Annotated in this window: 23 protein-coding genes and 1 pseudogene; 15 read left to right on the top strand and 9 right to left on the bottom strand. The window is 29.0% G+C overall.

Going from position 1 to position 25,032, the window contains the following annotated elements:
- Positions 1–106: 106 nt before the first annotated feature.
- Positions 107–1,231: a tRNA guanosine(34) transglycosylase Tgt gene (gene tgt, locus CRV02_RS03030; protein ID WP_129084942.1), complete on the bottom strand. Its 1,125-nt coding sequence runs from the start codon at positions 1,229–1,231 to the stop codon at positions 107–109.
- An 83-nt stretch (positions 1,232–1,314) separates the two neighbouring features.
- Between tgt and CRV02_RS03035 the strand changes: the two genes are divergently transcribed.
- From CRV02_RS03035 to CRV02_RS03060, 6 genes are all read left to right on the top strand, one after another.
- Positions 1,315–2,742 (top strand): COG3400 family protein, encoded by a 1,428-nt coding sequence (locus tag CRV02_RS03035; protein WP_129089109.1) that lies wholly within the window; start codon positions 1,315–1,317, stop codon positions 2,740–2,742.
- Between the two features lie 8 nt (positions 2,743–2,750).
- The gene (locus CRV02_RS03040) at positions 2,751–3,881 is read left to right on the top strand and encodes a succinyldiaminopimelate transaminase (protein ID WP_129089110.1); all 1,131 of its coding nucleotides are present in this window, start codon (positions 2,751–2,753) and stop codon (positions 3,879–3,881) included.
- On the top strand, positions 3,874–4,455 hold the full coding sequence (locus CRV02_RS03045; RefSeq protein ID WP_129089111.1) for a hypothetical protein: 582 nt from the start codon (positions 3,874–3,876) through the stop codon (positions 4,453–4,455). Before CRV02_RS03040 ends, CRV02_RS03045 begins: the two co-directional genes overlap by 8 nt.
- Complete coding sequence (murC, locus tag CRV02_RS03050) at positions 4,455–5,762, top strand: UDP-N-acetylmuramate--L-alanine ligase (protein WP_129089112.1); 1,308 nt, start codon at positions 4,455–4,457, stop codon at positions 5,760–5,762. The genes CRV02_RS03045 and murC overlap by 1 nt, the downstream gene beginning before the upstream one ends.
- 85 nt (positions 5,763–5,847) lie before the next feature.
- On the top strand, positions 5,848–7,035 hold the full coding sequence (nhaA, locus tag CRV02_RS03055) for a Na+/H+ antiporter NhaA (protein ID WP_129089113.1): 1,188 nt from the start codon (positions 5,848–5,850) through the stop codon (positions 7,033–7,035).
- Positions 7,036–7,122: 87 nt separating this feature from the next.
- Positions 7,123–8,034: a hypothetical protein gene (locus CRV02_RS03060; protein WP_129089114.1), complete on the top strand. Its 912-nt coding sequence runs from the start codon at positions 7,123–7,125 to the stop codon at positions 8,032–8,034.
- Between the two features lie 5 nt (positions 8,035–8,039).
- On the opposite strand, the gene CRV02_RS03065 is transcribed toward CRV02_RS03060, so the two are convergent.
- From CRV02_RS03065 to CRV02_RS03085, 5 genes are all read right to left on the bottom strand, one after another.
- Entirely contained in the window at positions 8,040–8,810 is a 771-nt protein-coding gene (locus CRV02_RS03065; RefSeq protein ID WP_129089115.1) for a DNA-processing protein DprA, read from the bottom strand.
- Between the two features lie 61 nt (positions 8,811–8,871).
- Positions 8,872–9,978: a divergent polysaccharide deacetylase family protein gene (locus CRV02_RS03070; RefSeq protein ID WP_129089116.1), complete on the bottom strand. Its 1,107-nt coding sequence runs from the start codon at positions 9,976–9,978 to the stop codon at positions 8,872–8,874.
- Positions 9,979–10,021: 43 nt separating this feature from the next.
- The gene (gene ilvC / locus CRV02_RS03075) at positions 10,022–11,044 is read right to left on the bottom strand and encodes a ketol-acid reductoisomerase (protein WP_129084933.1); all 1,023 of its coding nucleotides are present in this window, start codon (positions 11,042–11,044) and stop codon (positions 10,022–10,024) included.
- A gap of 48 nt (positions 11,045–11,092) precedes the next feature.
- The gene (locus tag CRV02_RS03080; protein WP_129089117.1) at positions 11,093–13,114 is read right to left on the bottom strand and encodes a sensor histidine kinase; all 2,022 of its coding nucleotides are present in this window, start codon (positions 13,112–13,114) and stop codon (positions 11,093–11,095) included.
- Between the two features lie 8 nt (positions 13,115–13,122).
- A complete protein-coding gene (locus tag CRV02_RS03085) occupies positions 13,123–13,881 on the bottom strand; it encodes a substrate-binding domain-containing protein (RefSeq protein ID WP_129089118.1) in 759 nt (252 codons plus the stop codon).
- 75 nt (positions 13,882–13,956) lie between these two features.
- Between CRV02_RS03085 and CRV02_RS03090 the strand changes: the two genes are divergently transcribed.
- Positions 13,957–15,813 (top strand): ribonuclease R family protein, encoded by a 1,857-nt coding sequence (locus CRV02_RS03090; protein WP_129089119.1) that lies wholly within the window; start codon positions 13,957–13,959, stop codon positions 15,811–15,813.
- Positions 15,813–16,415 (top strand): class I SAM-dependent methyltransferase, encoded by a 603-nt coding sequence (locus CRV02_RS03095; RefSeq protein WP_129089120.1) that lies wholly within the window; start codon positions 15,813–15,815, stop codon positions 16,413–16,415. Before CRV02_RS03090 ends, CRV02_RS03095 begins: the two co-directional genes overlap by 1 nt.
- On the opposite strand, the gene CRV02_RS03100 is transcribed toward CRV02_RS03095, so the two are convergent.
- Positions 16,412–16,750: a DsrE family protein gene (locus CRV02_RS03100; protein WP_129089121.1), complete on the bottom strand. Its 339-nt coding sequence runs from the start codon at positions 16,748–16,750 to the stop codon at positions 16,412–16,414. The two genes, CRV02_RS03095 and CRV02_RS03100, sit on opposite strands and share 4 nt — an antisense overlap.
- A 19-nt stretch (positions 16,751–16,769) precedes the next feature.
- The gene (locus CRV02_RS03105; protein WP_129089122.1) at positions 16,770–17,168 is read right to left on the bottom strand and encodes a DUF2721 domain-containing protein; all 399 of its coding nucleotides are present in this window, start codon (positions 17,166–17,168) and stop codon (positions 16,770–16,772) included.
- A gap of 91 nt (positions 17,169–17,259) precedes the next feature.
- Here CRV02_RS03105 and holA point away from each other — a divergent pair, with 91 nt between their 5' ends.
- The 7 genes and pseudogenes from holA (at position 17,260) to CRV02_RS03140 (ending at position 23,272) form a co-directional block, all read left to right on the top strand.
- Positions 17,260–18,240, top strand: coding sequence for a DNA polymerase III subunit delta (holA, locus tag CRV02_RS03110; protein WP_129089123.1), 981 nt, complete (start codon positions 17,260–17,262; stop codon positions 18,238–18,240).
- A gap of 74 nt (positions 18,241–18,314) precedes the next feature.
- A pseudogene (gene rpsF, locus CRV02_RS03115) lies at positions 18,315–18,659 on the top strand (30S ribosomal protein S6); the annotation flags it as partial.
- A gap of 31 nt (positions 18,660–18,690) precedes the next feature.
- On the top strand, positions 18,691–19,224 hold the full coding sequence (locus tag CRV02_RS03120; protein ID WP_129089125.1) for a single-stranded DNA-binding protein: 534 nt from the start codon (positions 18,691–18,693) through the stop codon (positions 19,222–19,224).
- Between the two features lie 15 nt (positions 19,225–19,239).
- Positions 19,240–19,497, top strand: a complete 258-nt coding sequence (gene rpsR / locus CRV02_RS03125; RefSeq protein WP_129089126.1) for a 30S ribosomal protein S18 — start codon at positions 19,240–19,242, stop codon at positions 19,495–19,497.
- Between the two features lie 159 nt (positions 19,498–19,656).
- Positions 19,657–20,664 carry a Fe(3+) ABC transporter substrate-binding protein gene (locus tag CRV02_RS03130; protein ID WP_129089127.1) on the top strand — a complete coding sequence of 336 codons (1,008 nt, stop codon included), beginning with the start codon at positions 19,657–19,659 and terminating at the stop codon, positions 20,662–20,664.
- Between the two features lie 16 nt (positions 20,665–20,680).
- Positions 20,681–22,261 (top strand): iron ABC transporter permease, encoded by a 1,581-nt coding sequence (locus CRV02_RS03135; protein ID WP_129089128.1) that lies wholly within the window; start codon positions 20,681–20,683, stop codon positions 22,259–22,261.
- A 6-nt stretch (positions 22,262–22,267) separates the two neighbouring features.
- Positions 22,268–23,272 carry an ABC transporter ATP-binding protein gene (locus CRV02_RS03140; RefSeq protein ID WP_129089129.1) on the top strand — a complete coding sequence of 335 codons (1,005 nt, stop codon included), beginning with the start codon at positions 22,268–22,270 and terminating at the stop codon, positions 23,270–23,272.
- A 49-nt stretch (positions 23,273–23,321) separates the two neighbouring features.
- Here CRV02_RS03140 and CRV02_RS03145 read toward each other — a convergent pair whose 3' ends face one another.
- Entirely contained in the window at positions 23,322–25,013 is a 1,692-nt protein-coding gene (locus CRV02_RS03145; RefSeq protein ID WP_129084920.1) for an L-lactate permease, read from the bottom strand.
- Positions 25,014–25,032 lie beyond the last annotated feature (19 nt).

A 25,032-nucleotide genomic window follows, 5' to 3' on the forward strand; every position in this document is an offset into this window, starting at 1 on the left:
AACAGTTCAAGAAAGCAGCAATTGATAAAACTTTAGTTGTACTGATTGTTTTAGTATTGTTTTTTTCTTATTTGGTAATCAAAAATTTTATGATGTAAAAGAGGAATTATTTTCCTCTTTTTGCATAGAACTCTTTTTTAAATTCTACCCAGTTATCAGCTAAAATAGCCTCTCTTGCTTGAGTCATTAGATTTAAATAGTATCTAATATTGTGCATTGAAGCAAGTCTGAAATATGTAATTTCATTTGCACGGAATAGGTGATTTAAATATGCTTTTGTAAAGTTTTGACAAGTATAACAATCACACTCTTCATCAATAGGGCTTGGGTCTTCTTTGTACATTGCTTTTTTGATATTTACTCTACCAGTACTTGCAAATAGTGTTCCATTTCTTGCATTTCTTGTTGGCATAACACAGTCAAACATATCAACACCACGTTCAATATTTTCAATTAAATCCTCAGGTGTTCCAACTCCCATAAGGTATCTTGGTTTATCCAGTGGCATAAAATCTGTTGTCCATTCAACTGTATCATACATATCTTGATTTGGTTCTCCAACAGACAATCCACCAATAGCAAAACCATCAAAATCAGTCATAGCACAAAGTTGTTCTGCACTCATTTTTCTAAACTCTTTATCCGTACCACCTTGGATAATTGCAAAGATGTTTTGATTTACTCCAATACCTTTTGCTTGTTGTTCTTTATGGTAAGTGATTGCTTCACCTGCCCATTTAGTAGTTCTTTCAATTGATTTTTGAATTCTCTCTTTTGTATTTGGTAATGCAACTAAATCATCTAAAATCATCATAATATCACTACCTAAATCATACTGTGTATCAAGTACACTTTGAGGAGTGAAGTAGTGTTTACTTCCATCAATATGTGATTTAAAAGTAATTCCATTTTCATCTGGTTTTGAGTTATCACTTAAAGAGAAAGCTTGGAAGCCTCCTGAATCTGTTAAAAAAGAGTTTGGAAACTTTGAAAAGCCATGAAGTCCACCAAACTTTTTAACAAGTTTACTTCCTGGTCTTAAATATAAATGGTATGTGTTTCCTAGTATAATTTTAGCACCCATTGATAATAAATCATTTGCATCAAGTGCTTTTACTGTTGCTTGAGTCCCCACAGGCATAAAAACAGGAGTTTTAATCTCACTGTGTGCAGTTTTAATCGTACACGCTCTTGCTTTATGGTGTGAGGTTGCATCAATTTTAAATTCCATAAAAAATATTCCTTTTGTTATTAAAAACATGATTATATCTAAACAAAAGTAAATGATTAGAGATAAAAAGATATAATCTTACTATGAAAAAGATATTAGTTATTCTTGATGGTATTGTTGCAAAAAAATTGATGCGTAGGATTGTTGAGTCTAATACAACAGAAAACAACTATGACGTAGTTTATATGAACGATGCAATTGTTCCAGAACAAAAACCTTCAAATTTTACATTTTATAAGTTTGACCCTACATCTGAGTCTAAGTTAGCAATGGTACTTGACAAGGATATTCATATCCAAGCATTAGTAGCTCTTAACTCAAAAGATGAGATGTTAAATGTTATTAAAAATATTAAGACACGAAAAAATACTTTACATATTTCTATTTTAGATTATTGGGGAATTGAGATTGAAGACCCTTACTTAAATATCTACAAAGGAATTGAAGTATTAGCTAATGGTATGGTTGAAAGACTTCCAAATATCCCTGTAATGGCTCAAAATATTGGGTTAAAACAAGGTGAAATTATGGAGATTAAAATTCCATTTGGTAGTTCTTATGCCTATAGATATATTGGTTCAATTGAACAAAATGAGTGGAAAATATTTGGATTATATAGAAATGAAAAACTAATCAATATAAAACCATCACTTATTTTAAAACCAAATGACATAATTCTTGTAATTGGAAAACCAACGGTATTAATGCAAGTATATAATGCAATAGGAAAATCACAAGGACAATTTCCTATGCCTTTTGGGCATCATTTGTATTTTTATTTGGATATGTATATTCAAACAAAACAAAGAATATTAGATGTAATCAAAGAAGTTAAGTACTTAAATAATATGTTTAAAAGTACAAAGATGATTATTAGAATAACAAGACCTACAAATGTGGGAATATTAGACTTAATCAAAGAGAGCTTCAAAGATGATGATACCGTTTTAATTAGAATGGATTATCACTATGAACCCATGAAAAAGCAACTTAAAAATGATATGAAAAAGTATGATATTGGAATGGTTATTCTAACTCATGAAATGTTCAAAATCAAAGAGTATGCAAAAGAGATAAAAGCTCTTACTGTTCCTATTTATAAGTTAGGGGAAGAGTTAACAGGAAGTATTAAAAAGACAACTGTTTTAGTAAATGATGTAAACTCTTATGAGCAAATATCACCTGTAATCTTTGATGTTGCAAGTCAACTAAAAACAAAAACAAAGATTTTTGATATGGACCCAATTGGTGAAGAAGTTGATAAAACTACTTTATTAAACCACTTTGAGAATTTAGCGAAGATATTTAATCAAAAAGTTGAGGTTATTTCAAATGATAATAATCCAATTAGAGAGCTTAAAAAGCAAACAAATACTTTACAAATTTTACCATTAAAAAATGAGATGTTTAAACAAAGATTCTCTTGGAAGTTTTTATATACAAACCCAGATTTAATCTCTTTTGATATGAAAAAATATAGTCAATTATTAATACCAGTTATTGAGGAATAAGGAAAAAAATGAAATTTGAAAAATACCCTTTTGAAAAGTTAAATGAGCTTTTAAAAGATATTACACCAAATGATAACTATGAGCTATCGGCTTTAACAATTGGTGAACCAAAGTTTGAAACACCAAAGTTTATTCAAGATGAGTTAAAAAATACAACTTCTTTTTTACAAAAATATCCAGCAAGTGCAGGCTTACCAGAGTTAAAAGAAGCAATGCTTACTTTTGTAAAAAACAGATTTAATGTAGAACTTGAAATGAGTGAGATAATACCGACTTTTGGTACAAGAGAAGTGTTATTTAACTTCCCTCAATTTGCACTTTTTGATAAAAAAGACCCAGTAATTGCATTTACAAACCCTTTTTACCAAATTTATGAAGGTGCTGCAATTGCTAGTAGGGCTGAGATTATTCATATTGATTTAACTAAAGGGAATAACTTTAAAGCAACACTTAGTGATGAAGAACTTAAAAGATGTGACTTAGTAATTTTAAACTATCCAAATAATCCAACATCAGCTGAAATGACAAAAGAAGAGTTAGGAGAGTGGGTTAAAAAGGCATTAGAGTTTGATTTTATTTTAGTAAATGATGAGTGTTATTCTGAAATATATTTTGATGAAAATGATAAGCCAGTATCACTACTTGAAGCAAGTGTTGAGGTTGGAAATAGTTCTTTTAAAAATGTACTTGTTATGAACTCTATTTCAAAAAGAAGTTCTGCTCCAGGTCTTAGAAGTGGATTTATTGCTGGAGACAAAGAGATTTTAGAAGAGTATATGAAGTATAGAACTTATGTTGGTTGTGCAAGTCCAGTTCCATTACAAAAAACAGCAGCTTTAGCTTGGAGTGAAACATCTCATGTAGATGGATTTAGAAAAATCTATAAAAGAAATTTTGAACTTGCACAAGAGATTTTAGGGATAAAACCTCCTCAAGCAACTTTTTATATTTGGTTAGAAGTTGAAGATGAGTTAGAGTTTACAAAAAATCTTTTCAAAGAGAAGCATATCAAAGTATTACCAGGAAGTTTCCTTGGAAGAAATGGCATTGGAAAAGGTTATGTAAGAATTGCCTTAGTTGAAAATGAAGAGAAGACAAAAGAAGTATTAAAAAGATTAAAGGATTTTATTGATGGATAAACAAGAGTTACAAGAAGCTAGAACTAATCCAGAGTTCTTAGATTATTTAGAAACAACAAGAATCAATGCAATTGCAGCAAAAGATATTGCAGCACTTTATGAAGTATTAGATTCTATGTTAATTTTAGATTTAGATGAAGAAAAAATAAACTCTGTTTACCAAACAATTTTAGAAACATCATTTGAAAAAGTAGAAGTGATTGTAAACAATAATCAAAAACTATCTTTAGATGATGAAAAACTTTTTTATGTAAGAGCACTTTATGAGCACGGTATTGAAAAGTGGAGTTATGATAACTTTGATGGGGCAAAGGATTTACTGTTTGTACTTTCAAATATTGTTGAAGATGAAACTTTAGCTGATGCTTTACAAGTACATATTATAGCTTTAGCAAATAACATTACACTTGATGATTTCTATGAAAAAGAAGTAAATCTAAATGCTTGTAATAGTGAAGAAAAGTATGGATACTTTATCACTAGTTTTAACAATGATGTAAAAGCTTTATTAGAAGATAATAGTGAACTTCTAAAAAAAGAGTTTGAAAATTTAAAACATTTACTGGACGCTTAATGAAGGTACATTTTATTGGTATTGGTGGAATAGGGCTTTCAGCTCTTGCAAGATTTTTAAAAAATGATGGACATGAAGTTTGTGGTTCAGATATAAAAAGTTCTCCTATAACTAAAGACTTAGAGAGTGAAGGCATTAAAGTTTTTTGTCCTCAAGATGCAAAAAATATTAGTGATGATTTAGATATTGTTATCTATTCTGCTGCTGTTACAGATGAAAATCCTGAGTTAATAGAAGCAAGATTAAAACAAATAAGAACTATTTCTAGAAAAGAAGCTTTACCTATTATTTTAGGTGATAAGAAAAACTATTGTGTTGCAGGAGCTCATGGTAAATCAACAACAACAGCTATCTTAGCTTCTATCTTAGAAAGTTCTGCATTAATTGGAGCTATCTCTAAAGATTTTGGTTCTAATTTTAGATATGTAAATGATTTAGTATCTTTTGAAGCTGATGAATCAGATGCAAGCTTTTTACTTTCTAATCCTTATTGTTCTATAGTTACAAATGCAGAACCAGAACATATGGAATACTACCAATACGACTATGAAAAGTTTTTTGAAGCCTATAAAAAGTTTATTAATTTAGGTGAAAAAAGAGTTTTAAATGGCGAAGATGAATACATCAAAAAACTTGAAATCAAAGAGGCTACTTACCTTTATCCAAGTAGTGATATTAAAAACCTATCATATCTTTTAAAAGATGGTGAACCACATACAAAATTTGATTTAAAAGAGCTTGGTTCTTTTGAAGTTTGGGGCTTTGGATATCATATTGCAATTGATGCATCATTAGCTATATTAGCAGCACTTGAAGAGCTTGATGTGGAGCAGATTAGAAAAAATATTCAAAACTATAAGGGTATTAAAAAAAGATTTGATATTGTTCAAAAAAATAAAGACCTTGTAGTTGTTGATGATTATGCACATCACCCAACAGAAATAGAAGCAACAATGAAGTCTGTAGAAGTATATGATAACTTAACAAATATGAATAAAAGAGTTGTAATTTGGCAACCACATAAATACAGCAGAACTAATGACAATCTAGAAGGTTTTAAAAAGTGTTTTAGAAGATGTGATGAGTTAGTTATCTTACCAATCTGGACAATTCCAGGTGAACAAAAAATTGAAATAGATTTTGAAAAAGAGTTCTCTTCTTATAATCCTACTTTTGCAGATAGTTTAAAAACTACTGATGGAAAAATTGAACTTATAAAAGATGGAGAAGTTATTGAAGAGATAACTGATGGAATAGTTTTAGGTGTAGGAGCAGGGGATATTACTTATCAATTAAGACATAATTAGACACTAAAAAAATATAATAATTTAATTTTTTGTAAAGCTTTTAATAATAAAATAGAATTATTATCTTTAAAGTTAAGGCAAAAAAATGAAAATATTAGTTAAAAAATTCATGAAAAGTGAGTCTACATCTGGACTTATTTTGATATTTGTAACAATTATAGCTTTAGCCTTACGAAACTCTGATTATTCCGGGTTTTATACTACTTTTTTACATACACCAATTACTTTTAAAATTGGTAATATTTTAGATATTGATAAACCATTAATTTTGTGGATAAATGATGGGTTAATGGCTATTTTTTTCTTACTTATTGGTTTAGAAATAAAAAGAGAACTAATAGCTGGACATCTTTCTAGCCCCTCCAAAATAGCACTTCCTGCAATAGCTGCACTTGGAGGAATGGTTGTTCCAGCAGTAATATTTGTAATATTTAACTATGGAGATGATTTTGCATTAAGAGGTTGGGCAATACCAACTGCAACAGATATAGCTTTTGCCTTAGGTATTTTATCTCTTTTAGGTAAAAGAGTGCCAACAACTTTAAAAATCTTTTTAATGGCACTTGCTATATTTGATGACTTAGGCGCAATCTTAATTATCGCAGTTTTTTATACTTCAGACTTATCATTTCATGCAATTTCAATGGCTGCAATTTGTATCTTGCTTTTAATCATTTTTAATAGATTTCATGTAACCAAACTTGGTTTTTATTGGATTGTAGGTGCAATATTATGGATTTTTGTATTAAAATCAGGGGTACATGCAACCTTGGCTGGTATTATAGTTGCATTTACTATTCCATTAAATGCAATAAATGAACAAAGAAAAAGAGTTTCTCCTGCAAAAACAGTTGAGCATCAACTTCATTATTGGGTTGCCTTTTATATTTTACCTCTGTTTGCTTTTGTAAACGCAGGTGTAGATTTAAGGGATATGTCTTTGGAAAAGGTGACAACAGGGGTTTCATTAGGTGTAATAATAGGACTTTTTGTAGGTAAGCAAGTAGGTGTATTCTTATTTACTTATTTTGCTGTTAAATACAAATTGGCAAAACTTCCTAAGGGGGCAAACTGGCAACAAATTTATGGAGTGGCAGTTTTAACTGGTATAGGTTTTACTATGAGTTTGTTTATTAATTCTTTAGCTTATAATGAATCAGATGTATTTTTTTATACTGACAAGCTTGCTATTTTAATTGGTTCTTTTCTTTCTGGTATTTTGGGTTATTTAATTTTACGTTTCTCAAAATCTAAAAAAATATGTAATATCTAATCAATATTTACTGTGTATTTCTTCTTTTAAGTATTAATAACTTAATGATGTTATATAATCAATATAATTATATGAGTAGGAAGAAATATGCAAATTACTTTATCTGGAACAGCATTTAAATCATATGAAGTAAATATAAAAAATAGGACAAAAGAAGAACTATCAAAAGAAAATCTTTCTTTTGATAATACTTTAACAAAAACAAATGAATCAGATAATATCACTTATCAAACAACTAATGAAAATGAAAATACTACAAATATAGTATTTACTGACCCTACTAATGGTAACCATGTTCAAGTTGCTTTAGATAATTCAATAATCGATAGACTTAAAAGAAATTTTTCTGAAGATGATTTTTTTCAAAGAGAAAATGGTGATATAAGACTTAATGCCAAAGCAGAAGCTTTTGTATCTGGTTGGTTTGCAGATATTGCATACAAAAGAGAATTCTTATCATCTGATGTAAATAATGATGGAAAACTTACCGAAGAAGAATATCTTAATACATATAATGCTTTTGGAATAAAAGGAACCATCACTTATAATTCTGATGATATATCTATTAATGAAAAAGTTGACAACTTAGGTTATGGGAATTATGCTAGTATTGATGAAACAATATATAGAACAGGTATTCATGTAAAATCTTTAGATGATGAACTAAACTATACACTAAATGCAGATAAAGATTTTGATGGAGAAATCTCTTTAGAAGAAGCTTACACTAGTGAAAGTACAATTGAGAATAAGGTAAAAGCTAATATAGGAGATTTTTTCTCTCTTCCTGCAAACCAAGAAAAAGGTGAGCTTGCAAGTTTTTTCAATGATGCAATTAATTTTGTATTAGATATTCTTGAAAAAAATAAAAAAGATAAAAATAAAAATATCGAAATAGATAAAAAGCAGTGGGAACAAATACAGCAAAGACATAATATTTTGATTACTGAAAGTTTGAAACAAGTTTTCGAAAGTGAATATAAAAAAGAAAAAACTTAAGAGCACTAAAAAGTGGGCTTTATAAGTCCATTTTCAACTATAATTGTTCCATCAAGTTCTAACTCAAATATTTTACTAGCATACTTTGATATCGCATCTTCATATTTTGGATAAGTTTTTAGATAGTTTGTAAGCTCATCATCTTTTTTCTCAATACTGCAAAAAGAGTTTAAAAATGTTTCAATACAATATATTGGTTCAATTAGACCTTTTTCTAAAAGTTTTTGTGTTCCAATACTTTCATCTAATCTATGGGGAATAGTATATACCTTTTTACCCATTTTAAGTGCATAGTTTATGGAACTTAATGTACCACTTTTTTCATCCGCATAAGTAACTATTAAAATTTCTCCAAGTGATACAACTATTTCATTTCTTTGTACAAAACTATAGTTTCTAGCTTTCTCTCCTTTTTTATAAGAGCTAAGCATTAAACCACTTTGTTCAATCTCTTCAATAAGTTTTTTATTAATAGCTGGATATCTTATATCTAAACCATTTGCAACTACTGCAATTGTATTCTCTGCCTTAGCTGCTTTATGAGCAATACTATCAACGCCAATAGCAGCGCCACTTACAACTACCATATCTCTTTGAGAAAAGCCTTGTGAAAGAAGGTGTGTCATTTTCTGAGAATATAAATTTGGTCTTCTACTTCCTACTATAGAAACCTTTCTTTTGCTTAGAAGATTTTTGTTCCCAATACAAAAAAGTTCCTTGGGGTATTTTTTCATTGAGTCTAATTCATTTATATGAAAATTAATTTTGTCTATCATTTTAAAACCTTAGATTTTAAAAGATAATATAGGAATTAAACTTTATAAATAATAAATAAAGTTATAAAATAGGAAGTTGATTTACATAAATAAGTTCTAAATCTTTTAATAAAGGTTTAGATTCTCTAAGAACTTTTATAGTGATATCGTGTGGGTGACCAATGGCAATAGCATAACCTCTTTTTTTAGCAATTGATATTGCTTTTTTTAATTGATTTTGTATATAGCTAAACTCTTGTTCATTGTCTAAGAAAATATTTCTTGCAATATATGGCATATCATATTTATCTGCCATGATTTTACCTTTACTTTTACTTGTCGTTCTACTATCCATAAAAGTAAAGTTATATTTTGTTAAAGCTTTAAATAGTCTATCCATAGCTTCAGTATCTTGAGTAAACTTACTACCTGTATGGTTATTTGTAAATTGTGCATTTGGATACCAGTCTCTTATTTGAGCAACTCTTTTTTCAATCTTTTCATAAGAGTCTTTTATATGAAGTGTGCCTTGCTCTTCACCTTTGAAATATTTTGCTTCCATAGGAAAGTGAATCATATAAAAAGGTAGACCATTTACCATTTCAATTGTACTTCCGTTTCTTGATGTAGGAGGTAGGATTGACATTGTAGTTTTATAGCCTATATTATTAATTTTATTGATTTGGTATTGTGTTGTAACATCATCAATAACAATTGCAAGTTTAGGTTTATTTGTTTGTATTGGAAGTGGTTTATGAAATACAGATACCTCTTCTGTCTGAATATCTGTTGTTTCTTCTGTTTTAGGTTTTGTGTCTGGCTTTTTTTCTTTTATAATATTTGTTGTTTTGTCTTCAGTTTTTTCATGAATATACTCTTTATATAAGTCTTCAGTATACTCTTCAAATTTGTCTTTTTTTACTTCAATATTTTTTACGTATTTATTTAGTTTATCTTCACTAGTTTCTTGTATTTTAGTAATATCTTCTTTGATTTTCTTTTCAATTTTAGAAATATCTTTTTTAGATTCTTCTACTTTTTTATTATCAATTAAATAGATTAAAATTCCAATTGCAATAATTAGGGCAAGGATTATTAATAGTAGTATATTAATTAGTTTAAAATTAATATTTTGTGATTTTCTATGTTTTGTGTTAGTAGATTTTCGTTTAGTTTTTCTTTTAGCCATATAAAAAAAGAAGCAAGAGAGTTAAACTCTCTTACTTAGATAATTAGTTTTTGTCTTGATCTACGATTTTGTTAGATGCAATCCATGGCATCATTGATCTTAACTGAGAACCAGTTTGCTCAATTAAAGAAGCTCTTGAGTTCTTTCTTTCAGCATTCATTCTTGGGTATCCAGCTTGACCTTCTAAGATAAAGTCTTTAGCAAATCTTCCATCTTGAATTTCAGTTAATAATTCTCTCATAGCTTGTTTAGACTCGTCATTGATGATTCTTTTTCCAGCAATATAATCACCGTATTCAGCAGTATTTGAAATAGAATATCTCATATCTGCAATACCACCTTCATACATTAAGTCAACGATTAATTTTAATTCGTGTAAACACTCAAAGTATGCCATCATTGGATCATATCCAGCGTTAGTTAATGTTTCAAAACCAGCTTGAACTAATGCAGTAGCTCCACCACATAATACAGCTTGCTCACCGAATAAGTCAGTTTCAGTTTCGTCTTTGAAAGTAGTTTCGATAATTCCAGTTCTACCACCACCAATTGCAGAAGCATATGCTAATGCTACATCTTTAGTGTCACCAGATGCATCTTGGTGAATAGCGATTAAGTCAGGAATTCCCCCACCTTTAGTAAACTCAGATCTTACAGTATGACCTGGAGCTTTTGGAGCAACCATCATTACATTGATGTTAGCTGCTGGAGCAATTCTTCCATAGTGGATGTTGAAACCATGTCCAAATGAAACGTAAGCACCTTCTTTTAAGTTATCTTTGATTTCATTTTCCCAGATATCAGCTTGGTTTTCGTCTGGTAATAAAATTACAACAACGTCTGAAGCTGCAGTTGCTTCAGCAACAGTTTTAACTTCAAAACCTTTAGCTTCAGCTTTAGCCCATGAAGAACCATTTTTTCTTAATCCAACAATAACTTCAACACCAGAGTCTCTTAAGTTTTCTGCGTGCGCGTGACCTTGTGATCCAAATCCAATCATTGCAACTTTTTTTGATTTAATTAATTCAATATTACAATCTTTATCGTAGTAAACATTTAATGCCATTACTGTGTACCTCTTCTCAAAATTTTGAGGGATTATACCTAAAAAAAACTAAAGTTTGGGTAATTCTATTTTAAAGCAAGCACCAAAATAATGATATTGTTCAATAAAAAAGTCTGAATTTATGGCTGTTAAAGAACCTTTCATGTGTTTTTCAATAATATCTTTACTCATATAAAGACCAATACCTGTACCTTGTGATTTGTGTTTAGTCGTGAAGTAAGGGTCAAAGACTTTATCTTTTGCATGGACAGGAATTCCTCCTGCACTATCGAAAATCTCAATAACGTTATTTATTTTTGTACTGTAAGCTTTTATATAAACATGTCTTTTTTCAAATTTTTTCTCTTTTAGAACATCTTTTGCATTATTTAATATATTTAAAAATACTTGTGAAAGCTCATTTGGAAAGCCTTTTGAAATTAGTTGTTCTTCTTTTATATCTAATGTTAGGATAATCTCATTGTCTTTATATACGGCACTTGTGATAGATAAAGAGTTGTTTAAAACTTCTATAATATTGAATTTTATTTGCTCTTTGTCTTTTCTAAAGAAGCTTCTAAAGTCTTCAATTGTTTGATTTAAAAACTGAACATACTTCATAATCGATTCATAAGAGCTATCAATATCTTTATCACTTGCAATTGCTAATTGTCTTTGAATTTGCATTGAAGAAACAGTTGAAGAAATTGCAGATAATGGTTGTCTCCATTGATGGGCAATATTTCCTATCATTTCACCTAAAGCTGCAAATCGTCCTTGCTGAATTAGAGTTTTATCTTTTTCTCTATTTTTTTCAACTTCTTCTTTGATTCTTAGTTCAAGGGTTTCATTTAGGTCTTGAAGTTCTTTTGTTTTATGGTTTACTATATTTTCAAGGTTATCATTTAAAGCTTTTAACTTTTTTTGTGTTTGAATTTCTGTTGTAATATTATTTAATGCAACAATAACAATAAAGTTTTGAGAGTCTAATATTTTTTTGGTAGCAGTGATTGTAAAATAGTTTAAACTTTTTTGTTTATACATTGCAACTTTATGGAGTTTATTTGGGTTATCAAGAATATACTCAAACCACATTCTTCCATCATAATCTTTATCAACTATATAATCATCATCTTTGATATCAATAAAAAAGTCACAAATACAAATATGATCTTTTTTAAAGTCATTAAAATTATTGTAGCCATCAAAAAACTCAACCAGTGCTTGGTTTGCATCAATCATATAATCGCCATTACTTACTACAACTATATTTTTTTGAGCATCTAAAATACCTCTAGTTGAACGTTCTTGTATTTGAAGGTTTTTAGTATTTTTATTTATTTGAATAGCAATTAAGAACCCTAGAATTAAAACTGTCAAAATAATCATTAAAATTAAAAGTAGTTCTAGCTGTGTATATTGTTTCTTTTGCTTTTTAATCTCATCTTGTAGTTTTTTTAGCTCAATAGTTCCTTCATATAAAAGTCTATTTGCATTTTCCGTAACCCTTACAAAAAATGCAGGAGTACTTTTATAAAATCTTTTGATTGTTTTGTTTTGTTTTAAAAAACCTTCTAAGTTATTCTCTCTTTTAAGAGAAAACTGTTTTTTTAAAAGCTCATTTAAAGTTTGAAGCATCTCTTCAAATTGAATAATCTTTGGGCTTAAGTCAATTACTTCAAGGGAAATATTATTGTTATCTTTTTTATAGGAAATTATCTTTTTTGTGTCATTGTGTCCTACGATATTTAATCTAATAGTTCTCTCTAATCTTCCCCCATTTTCTAAAATATTTAGGCTATCTTCTATCTCTTCAACTTTATTTTCAATTCTTTGATTTATAAGTTTCATTCCTCTAACATTTGTAGTAGAAGTTGCTAATTCATAAAAGTCAGAACGTATTTTATGTAGGTCATTTACAATTAATTCCCCAATTTCCATCTTTGCTTTTAGATTCTCTGTTTTTTTATCTAAGTTCTCAATTAGATTTAGAAAAAATAGATGTAAAGAAATAAGAAAAATTAGTCCAAATACAAAAACTAAAAGTAATAAAATTAAATTTTTAAGATTATAAGATATATTTTTAAACAAAAATCATCCTATAAAAAACCATACTTTTTCATAATTTTTTGTCCTTCTTTAGAAACTGCAAACTCCATAAAAGATTTTGCAATCTCTTTATTTTGTGAAAACTTGAGTAGTGATATTTTAAGTGGCTCTTTTTTAGCAAATTTTTCATCTATTTCTATTATATCTATATATTTATTATTTTCTTGCCAAAAAGCTGTTGAACGCCAGTTTATAGTTATATCTGCTCTTTTATCTATTAAGGCTCTATTAAGGTTTCTTGAATCTGTTCCAATTTCAACAGAATTGTCGTAAGCCTCATAAAAGAAATCTTCACCTTTGTAGTTTTCAAATATTTTTTTAGTTTCTCTTCCTATGCTTCCTGATTTTGGATTACATAAAATTGAAGATAAAGATGTTTTTATAAAATCTTCTAAATCAATATTTTCTTTGTTTTTATCTTTTCTAACAAAAATTGCTGCTTTGTTATAGCCTATTTCAACTGCTTCTAGTAAATATCCATCTTTTAGATTATTTGTTCTATAGGAGTTACTTCCAGGAAGAAATAAATCACCTACTTTTGAGTACCTCAATGAGTCATAAAGGTCTTTTGAACCACCTTGAGAGATTTTAATAGTACAGTTATATTTATCTTCAATAATTTTAGCCATCTCTTTGATAGGTTTAACCATTGTAATTCCACAATAAAATATAAGTGTAGGTTTGATACTATTTGCTATAAGTGAAGTACTTAATAATAGAGTGAGAGAAATAATTATTTTGAAAAACATTCAAACATCCTTTGAATAAACTTAAGAATAAAATTATATCAAACAAATAACAAAATATTAATTAAAGGATAAGTCTTGTTAAAAAAGATTTTTACAAAGATTGAAAAAGGTATAAATGACTTTTCAAATGAGGAACTAGCGCGATTAGAACCTTTTTTAAATGAAAAGATAATCATAAGAAAAGATAATAATATATTTGAAATAAATTCTAAATATAAAATTGCTACAGTAAAAATCAATAAAAATACAGCAACTTTAAAAGACTTATCAAATGAATACAAAGATATAAGAATAGATTTTGAAAATCTAGAAGGTGCATATGATAATGATTTAGTATTAGCAAAAAGAGTTTTTAATCCAAGAAGTAGAACAAAAGCAAAAATTATAAGAATCCTAGAAGGAACTAGAAAAGAAATTTTAGTATATAAAAGAGACAATAAGTTTTATACTATAAAAGAGAATATTGAACTTCAAATAAAAAAAGAGCTTAAAGCAAATGAGAATGATGTTTTATTAATAGATGACAAAAAGTTTGAAATTATAAAAAACCTAGGAAATATTTCAGACGCAAAAATAGATGAACAAATATCATTACATCTATATAATGAAGAGTTTAGATTACAAAAACCATTAAATGTAGAAGCCAAAATGGATGATACTAATAAGAGAGTTGATTTAACACATTTAGCTTTTACTACAATTGACCCTGCAAGTGCAAAAGACCATGACGATGCAATCTATTATGATGAAGAAGGAGAAATCCTTTATGTAGCTATTGCTGATGTTTCTTATTTTGTAAAAGAGGGTAGTGAGCTTGATAAATTAGCCTTTCAAAAAAGTACATCTGCTTATTTACCAGGAAAAGTTTTACCAATGCTTCCAAATGAGCTTAGTGAGGATATGTGTTCATTAAAAGAAGGCGTAGAAAGATACTCTTATGTATTTAAAATCTATTTAGATATAGAAAATAAAGCAATATTAAAATCAGAAGTATTTGAAGCAATCATAAAATCAAGAAGAAAATTCTCATATGGAAGAATTGACAGAATCTTAGATGGTAAGTTTGATACTTTCACACAAGAAGAAAAAGCTATTTTTGATACTTTAGTCTCTTTATACGAGGTTACAAAATCTTTTAGACATGAAAGACTAAAGAAAGGTTATGACTTTAGAAGTGTTGAGTATAGACTAAAGTTAAATAGACAAAGTGAGTTAGAAGGTATTGATATTGAAACTTCTTCACCTTCTCACCAGTTAGTTGAAGAGTGTATGCTTTTAGCAAATATTGAAGCAAGTAAAAAAGTAAACTCTGTTGGGATTTTTAGAATACATGAAGAACCAGCGTTTAAAGCAATATCAAAACTAGTTGATGATGTAAATGCCTTAGGAATAAAAGCAAAACTACAAAATGATGTACATGATACAATTACTCATATTCAAAAGAAAGCTAAACATTCAGTAATCAAAGATGAAATTGATGAACTGATTATTCATGCTCAAACACAAGCTAAGTACTCTTCTAAAAACTTAGGACACTTTGGTTTAGGGTTCTCTTCTTATTCACACTTTACAAGTCCAATTAGAAGATACTCTGATTTAGTCTTACACCGTATGTTAAAAACAAAACAAACACCTAAAAATATTGATGAAATATGTGACCATATCTCTATTCAAGAAAGAAAGATAGATCAAATGGTTTGGGATTTTGAAGATAGAAAATATGCAAGATGGGCAGCAAAAAATCTTGGTGCTGAAATAAAAGTAAAAATAACTGATGATGAAAAGGGTGTTTGTGTTGCTTATGGAGTAGTTCCTGGTATGAAAGTATATTTAGATAACTATAAGGGGCAAGTGTTGTTCTCTAAGCAAAAGATAGTAATAAAATCAAGTGATATAATTACTAAAAAAATTGTGGGGTCATTAAAATACTAATGGAAAAGCAAGAACACTGGGATAATATCTTTAATACTCAATGTGAGGAAGTTTTAGGTTGGTTTGAAAAAGATTTTTCTCAAACACAAAAGTATTTAGAAAAAATTGAAAACTTAAGTGATAAAGATATCTTTGTAAGTGGAGTAGGTACTTCTAAAATAGCAGATATTTTATCTTCAAGAAAAGGAAAAACAGTTTTAAATGATATAAGCCAAGAAGCTTTAGATATTTTAAAACAAAGAATAGAAAATAAAAATGTAGAGTTTTTTCACCATGATATTTCAAAGCATTTTAAAAAAGAGTGTGATGTTTGGATAGATAGGGCAGTACTACATTTTTTGATTGATGAAGAAGATATCAAAAACTATTTTGAAAGTTTAAAACAAAGTCTTAGAAAAGATGGTATTATTCTTTTTGCACAATATACAAAAGGTAGTGCAAAAAAGTGTGCAAACCTACCTTTAAAGCAGTATGATTTAGAAGAGTTTCAATTTTATCTTGGGAAAAGTTTCAAACTATTAGAGTCTGAAACTTTTGAGTTTACTACGCCAAGTTTAAATACAAGAAATTTTATATATGCTTTATATAAAAAAGAAGATTAAACAGTAATAATTGTATCCCCTGATTTAATCCATTGACTTAAAAGTTCACCTGTATAATAAACATTAATATCACAAGATTCTAGTGTTGATGTGATACTTAAGTTATCTGAACATTTTAAACAAGCAATAAATTTAACACCATCTTTTGACATCTGTTTTATTTTTTCTTGAATCTTTTTATCTTCATGGATTAGTTTTTGACTTGCTCCCCAAACTAAAACTGTCACTTCTTCCATCCATGATTTTAATTTTGCATTATGAGCATATAAAAGTACCATGTTTTCAACTGTTTCTTTATTATCACTAGTCCATAAAATCTTTGCTTCTGTTTGCATAATAGCTCCTATTAATTTATTAGTTACATTTTTCCATTAAATCTTTTAGTTCAAGGTTTAATGCATTTGATGAGATATAAACTTCCCAAATAGAAATACCTAATGATAAGCACATAGAGATTAAACTTAATCCAAAAATTTGTTTACCAAAAGTATAAAACCCTAAAAAAAGACAAAACATAGAGATTGTACACATTAAAAGTGATAAAGCTCCAAAAAACTGCATCCATTTTGTTAATTCAAGTCTTTTTTTCAAGTTATCAATTTGACCTTTGTATTCCCCAATCTCTCCTTTTCTTGCTTGTGAACTTAAAGCTCTAATTAATTGACCCGTTGTAAGAAATCTGTTTGTATAAGCTAATAGTAGTAAAGAGACTGCTGGAAATAGTAATGCAGGAGTAGAAATTTCAATATCCATAAATTAAACCTTTTGTTTCTGATATTGTAACAAATTGTTTTCATAAAAAAAGAAAAGTACAAAAAAAGCTAATTTTAGTTATTATTTCAACATGTATAGAAACGAATTTGATAATAAGTTAAGACAAAATGAAATCTTTAATGCTTATATGTTTTATGGGCAGTCATCTTTTTTAATAGACTATTACACTAATTTAGTGGCTGATAGTTTAGGTTCTAAAGATGAGATAGAAAAACTATATTATGATGATTATAACTTTAAATATGCAAAAGATAAACTTCTTCAGTCTTCACTTTTTGCATCAAATAATATACTTATTATCAAAATAGAAAAAAAACTTCCAAAAAAAGAAGTTGTAGAACTAATAGAAGCTTGTAGTATAAATCCTGATTCTAAAGTTATTTTCGCTTGTATGGGAGATAGTGATTTTAAAGCAATGGGCGGATACTTTACTACAAAACTAAAATCTGTTAGTGTTAGACTTTTTTCACCCTTTGCAAATGAAGCAGTAAAGCTTATAGAAAATCATGCAAGAAGTTTAAATTTAAATTATGAGATGTCAGCATTAAATCATCTTTATTTTATGCATAGACAAGATTTATCTTTATGTGTAAATGATTTAGAGAAACTTGCAATTTTAAATGAAAAAATTACAACTGATAAAATAAATGCTCACTGCTTTGGAATTGGAGCAATTAATTTTGAAGATTTTTTACATAATTTACTATCTACACAAGATATAAGTGAAGAATTAGAGTTATTACTTGAAGAGGGAATGAATGAAATTTATTTATTAACTCAAGTAACTTCTTTTGTGCAACAACTATTTATGATAAGCTCTTATGCAAGAGTTCATGGGGCACCAAATGCAAAAGAGATATTAGGTTTTGTTCCTCCTAAAAATGTATGGGAAAAGAAAACAAGATTAGCAATTAATATCAAACCAGAGAAATTCTTAGAAATACTTACTTACCTTTTAAATATTGAGTTAGAATTAAAATCTTCAAAAATTCACGATTCAAATCTATATCTACAAGCTTGTCTTAGAAAAATTTCAGTTTTAATTAGATAAAATCAGCAACTTTACAAAAAAAGTCCTTGCTGATATTTGTAAAGATACCGGCACAAACTAAAAGGAGAAATTAGATGTCAAAATTAAAACATTATGAAACAATGTTTATTGTTAAGCCAACTCTTACAGAAGAAGAGACTGCGGCACAAATCGAAGCGGTGAAAACTTTAATCACTAAAAATGGTGGAGAAATCGTTGCTTGTGATGATATGGGTTCAAGACCATTAGCATATGAAATTGAAAAGCAAAAAAGAGGTTACTACTTTGTTGCATATTTCAAAGGTGAACCATCTTCATTAAAAGAAATCGAAAGAAACTATAGAATTAACGAAAATATCATTAGATTCATTTTCATTAAATACGAAAGCAAAAAAGAAATCGCTGCATGGACTAAAATGAGCGATGAGGCAGCAAAGAAAGCTAACTAACAAAGCAAAATAGGACAGTCTTATGTATAATAAAGTAGTAATGGTAGGAAATCTTACAAGAGATATTGAGTTAAGATATATGCCTAATGGAGCAGCACTAGCAAAAGGTGCAATTGCTACAAGTCATAGATATAAAACTCAAACTGGTGAACAAAAAGACGAAGTTTGTTTTTTAGATTTTAATATCTTTGGGAGATCTGCAGAAGTTGCTAATCAGTACTTAAGAAAAGGTTCAAAAGTTTTATTAGAAGGTAGATTAGTATTTGAACAGTGGACTGCACAAGATGGTTCTAACAGAAGTAAACACGCTCTAAGAGTTGATAGTATGAAAATGTTAGATTCAAAAGCTGATTCACAAAATATGGGGCAAGATAACCAAGTAGGATATAACAATCCTCAAAATAGTTATAATCAACCACAACAAAATCAATACAATCAACCACAGCAGAATGCTGGGCAAAATAGTTATGGTGGTATGAACAGTCAGGCAATGCAAAAAGCACCTGAGCAAAACATACCTGAGATCGATATCGATGACGATGAAATACCATTCTAGGAATAAGGAATAAAAATGGCTGAAAGAAGAAAATACGGAAAAAAATTTTGTAAATATACTGAGATGAAAGTTGATTTCATTGATTATAAAAACACTGATTTATTAAAACTATCTATGAGTGAGAGAGGTAAGATCATGCCAAGAAGACTTACTGGTAACTCTAAAAACTCTCAAGAAATGGTAGAGAAAGCAATTAAAAGAGCTAGACACATGGCATTAGTTCCATATATTGTAAATACTCAAGATGTTACTGACGCAGCATACGCAAAGTAATTAAAAAGTATTAATACTAAAAAGGGAGGAGGCTTTATGCTTCTTCCCTTTTTTTATGCCTGTATTATATTATGATAATCGTTCTTAGTATTAAGGAAGAACTAAGAGTCAATACAATATTATTTCAATAACTATTATCATTAATAAAAAAGGACAGATATGTTAAAGAAATTAGCCTTAGGAACTCTTGTGTTAGCAAGTTCTTTATTTGCAGCAAATGAAGTAAACGTTTACTCACACAGACACTATGATACAGATAAACAACTGTTTAAAATGTTTGAAGAAAAAACAGGAATTAAAGTAAATGTTGTAAAAGCAAAAGCAAGTGCTTTAATCAAAAGAATTGAAAGTGAAGGTAAAAACTCACCAGCAGACGTTTTAATCACTGTTGATGCAGGAAGATTATACCAAGCAACTGAAAAAGATTTATTACAATCAATTGATTCAGATTACTTAACAAAAAATATCCCAGCACAATTAAGAGACAAAGATAACAAATGGTTCGCTCTTACAAAAAGATCAAGAGTTGCAGTATATAAACTTGGAACAGGAATTGAAAAAGAGTTATCAACTTATGAAGACTTAGCAGACCCTAAATTTAAAGGGAAAATCATGGTTAGATCTTCAAATAATATTTATAACCAATCTTTAATGGCAGCAATGATTGCTCATCACGGTGAAGAGAAAGCTTTAGAATGGGCAAAAGGTGTTGTTGCGAATATGGCTAAAAAACCAAAAGGTAATGATAGATACCAAGTTAAAGCTGTAGCAAATGGAATTGGTGAAATTGCAATTGCAAACACTTATTATATTGGTAAAATGGTAGATAACAAAGAAGTTGCACAAGCAGAAGCTGTTAAAAAAGTTAAAATCTTCTTCCCTAAATTTGAAAATGGTGGGACTCACATCAATGTTTCAGGTGCAGGTGTAGCTAAATATGCTCCAAATAAAGAGAATGCAATTAAATTTGTTGAGTTCTTAGCAAGTCCAGATGCTCAAGAATTATTCGCAAAAGGTAACTTTGAATATCCAGTATTAAAGGGTGTTAAGCCTTCAAAACTAGTTTCTTCATGGGGAACTTTTGAAGATGATACAATCTCTATCAACACTTTAGGTGAAAATAATGCAAAAGCTGTTAAAATCTTCGACCAAGCAGGATGGAGATAAGAGGCTTTAGACAAATTTGAAATATATTAATAAACTTACAATAAGTAGTGTTTTTATAACACTACTTATTTCAATACCAGCAATTATTTTATTTACAAATATATTTACAGGCGGTGAAAACTGGAAACATCTAGTAGATACTGTACTATTTGAATATATTTTTAACTCATTATATATTATGGTAGGTGTAGCAGTAATAACTGCAATACTAGGCTTTGCAACAGCATATTTAACTTCACTATTTACCTTTACAGGGTCTTCATTTTTTCATTATGCATTGATTTTACCCTTTGCAATTCCTACATATATTGTTGCATATATTTATGGTGGAATGTTTGATATTACTGGAAGTGTAACAACTTTTATTTTAGAATTATTAGGAAAAGATTTATCAGAAGTATACTTCTTTGATATTATGTCAATTGAAGGTGCTATTATTGTAATGTCTTTAGTTTTATATCCATATGTTTATTTAATATGTAAGACATATTTAAGAGCAGAGTCTTCGTCTATTATTGATGCTTCAAAGACTATGGGATTAAACAATTTTCAAATTTTTTATAAAGTAGTAATTCCTATTTCAAGACCAGCAATTGTAGCTGGAGTTATTTTAGCTGTAATGGAAGCAGTTGCAGATTTTGGGGTTATGGATTATTATGGTGTTGCAACTTTTGTAACTGGTATTTTTAGAACTTGGTTTGGAATGGGAAGTGTTGAAGATGCTTCAAAATTAGCTTCTATGTTAATGCTATTTATTTTTATTTTAATCTTTTTAGAGAAATATCAAAGAAGAAATAAAAGATACAAAAGTAGTGGAAAAGATTTTAAACCTATTGCAAAACAAAAGCTAACTGGCTTTAGTAATATTTTTGCATTTGTTGCATGTTTTATTCCTTTCTTTTTTGGGTTTTTATTACCATTTTCTCAAATGACAGTATGGTTTTATAGATCATATGAAGAAGTAATTGATGAAGACTTTTTAACTGTACTTTATCAGACTTTATCCCTTGGTATTTTTTCTGCAATATTTATTACGGCATTAGCTTTTATTTTAGTTTATAATGTAAGACTTCATAAAAGTAAACTAGCAGACTATTTAATGCAAATATCAAAATTAGGATACTCTATTCCTGGAGCTGTTGTTGCAGTTGGAATACTTAGTTTCTTTTCTATTATAGATAGAAGTTTTGATATTTTACTTAGTGGAACAGTTATTGCAGTAATCTTTGGTTATACAGTTAGATTTATTGCTATTTCAATAAACAACTATGAATCAGGATTTGCAAAAATACCTCAAAGCTATGATGATGCTTGTAAAACTATGGGTACAGGAACTTTCCAAACTTTTTATAAAGTAATGTTGCCTTTAATTAAAAACTCTGCCTTAGCTAGTTTTATTGTCATCTTTATTGAAGTAATTAAAGAGTTGCCTCTTACAATGATTCTAAGGCCATTTAACTATGATACTTTAGCAGTATTATCCCATGAACTTGTAACTCAAGCACAGGTTGTTGAGTCAAGTGTACCAGCAATGTTTATTGTTGGTTTAGGAATAATCTCTGTTTTAATATTACTTAAAAATATGATTAAGGATTAATGATTCATGATAGGAATTAGTGTAAAAGATTTAGCAGTTTCTTTTGGTGAAACAAAGATTTTAGAGGATATCTCTTTTAGTGTTGAAGCAGGGGAAATTGTAACTATTCTAGGTCCTAGTGGATGTGGGAAAAGTACAATCTTAAGATGTATTGCTTCTTTACATGATGATTATAAGGGTGAAATATTTTTAAATGAAACTTGTTTAGTAAATGATGGAAGAAATCAATGTAATAAAGATATTGGATATATTTTCCAAGACTATGCTTTATTCCCACATTTAAATGTAAGAGAAAACATTGAGTTTGCGCTTTATAAACTTAAACAAGATGAAAAGCAAAGAAGAATTGATATTTTACTAAAGCAGTTTGATTTATTTGACCACAGACATAAGCAAATTCATGAGTTAAGTGGTGGACAGCAACAAAGGGTTTCAATAGCAAGAGTTTTAGCCTATGAGCCTAAAGTATTGCTTTTAGATGAGCCTTTTTCAAACCTAGATACAATTTTAAGAAATAAAACAAAAGTTTGGCTAAAGAAGATGATTAAAGAGTTAGGTCTTAGTGCTATTTTAGTTACACATGACCAAAAAGAGGCTCTAAGTATGTCTGATAAAATTGCAATTATCAATGATAAAAAAATTGAGCAGTTTGGAACAGCTAAAGAGCTTTTTGAAAAACCAAAATCATACTATATAGCAAACTTTTTAAATAGAATTAATAAACTTCCAACAAAACTTATAGAGGATTTAGGTTCAAGTATCACTCCTGAGAACTTAGCTGTAATTCCTATTGATAAGATTGAAGTAACAGCAGATAGCTCTAAGATTAAAGCTTCTATTTTAGATATCTCTTATTGCGGTGATTATTATGAACTAGAAGTATCTTTAGATAATTATGATAATTTAGAACTTACAGTAAAATCATTTTGTATCGATTGTTTAACTAGCAGGGATAAATGTTATTTAGATATTGATTTAAAAGATATTCAAATAGTAAGAGAAAAAGTTTAATTCTTTTCTCTTTTTATATAAAACTATAAAGGCTTAAAAGCCTTTATAGTTACTTCATTAATGGATCTGCTAATCCTAGCACATACATTCCAACTAAACCTAAAATACCAGCAACTAAACAATAATAAATTGTAGGGATAACTGTTCTTCTTAGTGTTTCACCTTCTTGGTCAAGTAAACCAACAGTAGCACTTGCTGCAACTACATTGTGAATTGCAATCATATTACCAGCTGCTGCTCCAACTGCTTGAAGTGCAATCATAAATGCAGTTGAAATTCCAAGGGCATCTGCAACACCAAATTGGAATTGTGATAACATCATATTTGAAACTGTATTACTTCCAGCAATAAATGCACCTAATGCACCAACCATAGGAGCAAATAATGGATAAATATCACCAACTGATGTAGCAACAAAGTTTGCCATAGCAACAGGCATAGAATCAAATCCAGATTCATTAATTCCTGAGTTAATTAAAATTCTAACTAATGGAATAGTAAATACAAGAACGAAACCAGCCCCAATCATTACTTGTGAAGACTCTCCAATTGCAGCTTTCATCTCTTTGAATTCCATTTTGTGTAAGAAGTAAGTTGTAAGTGCAACAAATACTAAAATACCACCTGGTAAATATAATGGAGTAATTGAGTATCCTAAACCTTCTCCTAAAATATCTTTAAATGGAATAACCCATGATGTAACAAATGCTTTAGCTTCAGCTGAAACTCTTGTAATAACAAGAATAATAGCAACTAATACATATGGAATCCAAGCTTTTGTTAATGACATATTTGCTTTTGTACTCATAGAGTCTAGTTTGATTTCTAGTTTACTTACCCAGTGAACTGGCCACTCTTCTTTTGGAGCAAAATCCCAGCTTGTTTTTGGTAAAAGGAAACCTTTTTTTGCAGCAAATACAACAATAGGTAAACCAATTAATGCACCAATTAATGATGGGAATTCAGCCCCTAAGAATACACCAGTTAATGCGTAAGGAATTGTAAATGCTAATCCACCAAAAATAGCAAATGGAATAATATTTAAACCTTCAGTCCATGATTTGTTTCTACCAAAGAATCTAGTTAACATCATTACCATAAATAGTGGAATAAGTGTTCCTGTAATTGCATGAACAATAGCAACTTCACTTGTAATGATTTGTAAATAAGTTTCCCAGTTTGAACCTAGACCTTCTAGTGTTGTTCCAATAGATGCACTATCTAAACCTTTGTTTACACCAATTAAAATTGGAGTTCCTACTGCTCCAAAAGATACAGGAGTACTTTGAATCATCATACCTACCATAACAGCTGCCATAGCAGGGAAACCAATTGCAACTAATAAAGGTGCTGCAATAGCCGCTGGTGTACCAAATCCTGATGCACCTTCAATGAATGACCCAAATAACCAAGCAATAATAACAACTTGAACTCTTCTATCTGGACTAATGTTGTTAAATCCTTGTCTAATTACTGCAATTGCACCAGAGTGCTTAAGTGTATTTAATAGTAAAATAGCACCAAAGATAATCCATAAAACCGCAACTGTAATAAGTAGACCTTGGATAGTAGAAGCTAAGATTCTGTTGAATGTAACTTCCCAAACTAAATATGCAACTGCTGTAGTTGCAAGATAAACAATAGGCATTGCTTTTTTTGCAGGTAATCTAAAACCTACAAGTAAAATACCAGCAATGAATATTGGTAATGCAGCAAATAATGCTTGTATTCCAATTCCCATAGTGACTCCTTCTATAATA

Source organism: Arcobacter sp. CECT 8989 (genome assembly GCF_004116715.1).
Lineage (GTDB): Bacteria > Campylobacterota > Campylobacteria > Campylobacterales > Arcobacteraceae > Halarcobacter.

Excerpts from the sequence above, each read along its gene's own strand:
- tgt (WP_129084942.1), bottom strand. The coding sequence starts at position 1,231 with ATGGAATTTAAAATTGATGCAACCTCACACCATAAAGCAAGAGCGTGT.
- CRV02_RS03035 (WP_129089109.1), top strand. The coding sequence starts at position 1,315 with ATGAAAAAGATATTAGTTATTCTTGATGGTATTGTTGCAAAAAAATTG.
- CRV02_RS03040 (WP_129089110.1), top strand. The coding sequence starts at position 2,751 with ATGAAATTTGAAAAATACCCTTTTGAAAAGTTAAATGAGCTTTTAAAA.
- CRV02_RS03045 (WP_129089111.1), top strand. The coding sequence starts at position 3,874 with ATGGATAAACAAGAGTTACAAGAAGCTAGAACTAATCCAGAGTTCTTA.
- murC (WP_129089112.1), top strand. The coding sequence starts at position 4,455 with ATGAAGGTACATTTTATTGGTATTGGTGGAATAGGGCTTTCAGCTCTT.
- nhaA (WP_129089113.1), top strand. The coding sequence starts at position 5,848 with ATGAAAATATTAGTTAAAAAATTCATGAAAAGTGAGTCTACATCTGGA.
- CRV02_RS03060 (WP_129089114.1), top strand. The coding sequence starts at position 7,123 with ATGCAAATTACTTTATCTGGAACAGCATTTAAATCATATGAAGTAAAT.
- CRV02_RS03065 (WP_129089115.1), bottom strand. The coding sequence starts at position 8,810 with ATGATAGACAAAATTAATTTTCATATAAATGAATTAGACTCAATGAAA.
- CRV02_RS03070 (WP_129089116.1), bottom strand. The coding sequence starts at position 9,978 with ATGGCTAAAAGAAAAACTAAACGAAAATCTACTAACACAAAACATAGA.
- ilvC (WP_129084933.1), bottom strand. The coding sequence starts at position 11,044 with ATGGCATTAAATGTTTACTACGATAAAGATTGTAATATTGAATTAATT.
- CRV02_RS03085 (WP_129089118.1), bottom strand. The coding sequence starts at position 13,881 with ATGTTTTTCAAAATAATTATTTCTCTCACTCTATTATTAAGTACTTCA.
- CRV02_RS03095 (WP_129089120.1), top strand. The coding sequence starts at position 15,813 with ATGGAAAAGCAAGAACACTGGGATAATATCTTTAATACTCAATGTGAG.
- CRV02_RS03100 (WP_129089121.1), bottom strand. The coding sequence starts at position 16,750 with ATGCAAACAGAAGCAAAGATTTTATGGACTAGTGATAATAAAGAAACA.
- CRV02_RS03105 (WP_129089122.1), bottom strand. The coding sequence starts at position 17,168 with ATGGATATTGAAATTTCTACTCCTGCATTACTATTTCCAGCAGTCTCT.
- holA (WP_129089123.1), top strand. The coding sequence starts at position 17,260 with ATGTATAGAAACGAATTTGATAATAAGTTAAGACAAAATGAAATCTTT.
- CRV02_RS03120 (WP_129089125.1), top strand. The coding sequence starts at position 18,691 with ATGTATAATAAAGTAGTAATGGTAGGAAATCTTACAAGAGATATTGAG.
- rpsR (WP_129089126.1), top strand. The coding sequence starts at position 19,240 with ATGGCTGAAAGAAGAAAATACGGAAAAAAATTTTGTAAATATACTGAG.
- CRV02_RS03130 (WP_129089127.1), top strand. The coding sequence starts at position 19,657 with ATGTTAAAGAAATTAGCCTTAGGAACTCTTGTGTTAGCAAGTTCTTTA.
- CRV02_RS03140 (WP_129089129.1), top strand. The coding sequence starts at position 22,268 with ATGATAGGAATTAGTGTAAAAGATTTAGCAGTTTCTTTTGGTGAAACA.
- CRV02_RS03145 (WP_129084920.1), bottom strand. The coding sequence starts at position 25,013 with ATGGGAATTGGAATACAAGCATTATTTGCTGCATTACCAATATTCATT.